Source organism: Massilia jejuensis (assembly GCF_042656795.1).
Taxonomy (GTDB): Bacteria; Pseudomonadota; Gammaproteobacteria; order Burkholderiales; family Burkholderiaceae_D; genus Telluria; species Telluria jejuensis.
The window spans coordinates 1-1,532 of record NZ_JBHSMS010000025.1; the positions used below are offsets into that span (position 1 = coordinate 1).

General features: G+C 61.7%; 3 protein-coding genes. 1 reads left to right on the forward strand and 2 read right to left on the reverse strand.

Annotated elements, in window-relative coordinates; all coding sequences use genetic code 11:
- Window positions 1-35 precede the first annotated feature (35 nt).
- On the reverse strand, window positions 36-272 hold the full coding sequence (locus ACFPOU_RS07610) for a hypothetical protein (protein ID WP_379719051.1): 237 nt from the start codon (window positions 270-272) through the stop codon (window positions 36-38).
- 21 nt (window positions 273-293) lie between these two features.
- A complete protein-coding gene (locus tag ACFPOU_RS07615) occupies window positions 294-602 on the reverse strand; it encodes a hypothetical protein (protein WP_379719053.1) in 309 nt (102 codons plus the stop codon).
- A gap of 220 nt (window positions 603-822) precedes the next feature.
- Here ACFPOU_RS07615 and ACFPOU_RS07620 point away from each other — a divergent pair.
- Window positions 823-1,532 (forward strand): type VI secretion system Vgr family protein (locus ACFPOU_RS07620; RefSeq protein WP_379719055.1); only part of this gene is annotated, 710 nt, incomplete at its 3' end.

Genomic DNA, 1,532 nt, shown 5'->3' on the forward strand with positions numbered 1-1,532 from the left:
GTCAGTTCGGCTCATCGCCTTCTGACCTCCTGGACTCAATTTCGTTCAGTCAGACACACCCTAGCCAGGGCGAGCCGTCCCACCGGAAAGGCGATCGGGGCCTCGACGCTGCGTTTCCAGCGCCAGGGCACGGCAACGGCGGCGATCAGGACGCTAGCGAGCGCCGTGCCGGTCGTGATCGGGATATCGAAGGTGGCACGCAGCCAGGCGCCGACGGTGAAACTGGCGCCCGCCGACAGCAGCAGGCAGCGAGCGGGCGCCAGGCCGAGCAAACGCGCATCGATCGATGGAGCTTACTCGTCCGCTGTCCTGCCGACACCAAGAACTTCGGACAGCCACTTGCCGACTGTGATGCCCCCGATCCGTTTCACCGGACAGCGAGATATGGCCACCGTCGCTGTCCCGGCGCTCGCTGATGAAGACGAGTTCCAAGGTCCGGCATTTCCCTCTGGAGCGCCGGCCGATCGGTGATGGGTCAGGAAAAAGAATGCCCCGCCAAAAACGTGATCGGGCGCGCGCGGATCCTGCACTTCCAGATACCGCATTACCGCGTCGGCAAAGCGCACATACTGGGCCCGATAAGGCGGCACGACCATGCTCATCGGAAGGCTGTCGGCCTAGCGTGCTTGCGGCACGCGCTTGCCCCTTTCGTTTCACCTTTTTGGCCATCCATCCCCCAGGAGAACTGTCAAAAAACTTTGGACATGTCGCAGGGAAATGTGTTGATGCTGCTCAAATTCCGCTTGGCAGCGTCAGAGTAAGGTCTCCGCTGACCTTTTCACTTGCGCTACGGCTATGCCGCGCAGTCATCGGAGACAATCAATGGGCGAAAGCCAGGAAATCGCGGCCGGCGCCGCGCGCTCGGCGTTCAGCGGCGCATCCCAGCACAAGCGCCTCATGCGGCTCGATTTTCCGTTCAAGGATGGGCCACCCGCGATCCTGCTGCCGAACAAGCTAGTCGCGCACGAGGAAGTCTCGCGCGGTTTCCGCTTCGAGCTCGAGGTGCTGTCGGACGACCCGCGCATTCCGCTGAAAACATTGATGGGCCGGATGGTGACCATCTCCCTGGTGCGGGAAGACGGATCGCTGCGTTACTTCAACGGCTACATCACGGAATGTCGTTTCGTGCGCTGCGATGGCGGCTTCGCCTTTTACCAGATGCTGCTCGAACCCTGGCTCGCGTTTGCGCGCCTGCGCAAGGACAACCGGTCGTTCCACAATAAGAACGTGCTCGAGATCACCGAGGAAACCCTGAAGCATTACCGCCAGGCCGACTGGCACATGGACAGGATCGACGAGTCGAAGCTAACGCTCGCCAACCAGTACGACGAGACCGACTACAACCACCTGCACCGGCGCTGGGAAGCGCTCGGCCTGCACTACTGGTACGAACACAGGGCCGACGGCCACAAGCTCATGATTTCGGATAACAGCTTCCTGGCCAAGCCGATCGACGAGCAAGCGTACTGGATCTCGTACCACGACCAGGGCGGCTCGCGCGAGGACGACGGCATCCACACATGGACGGCAAT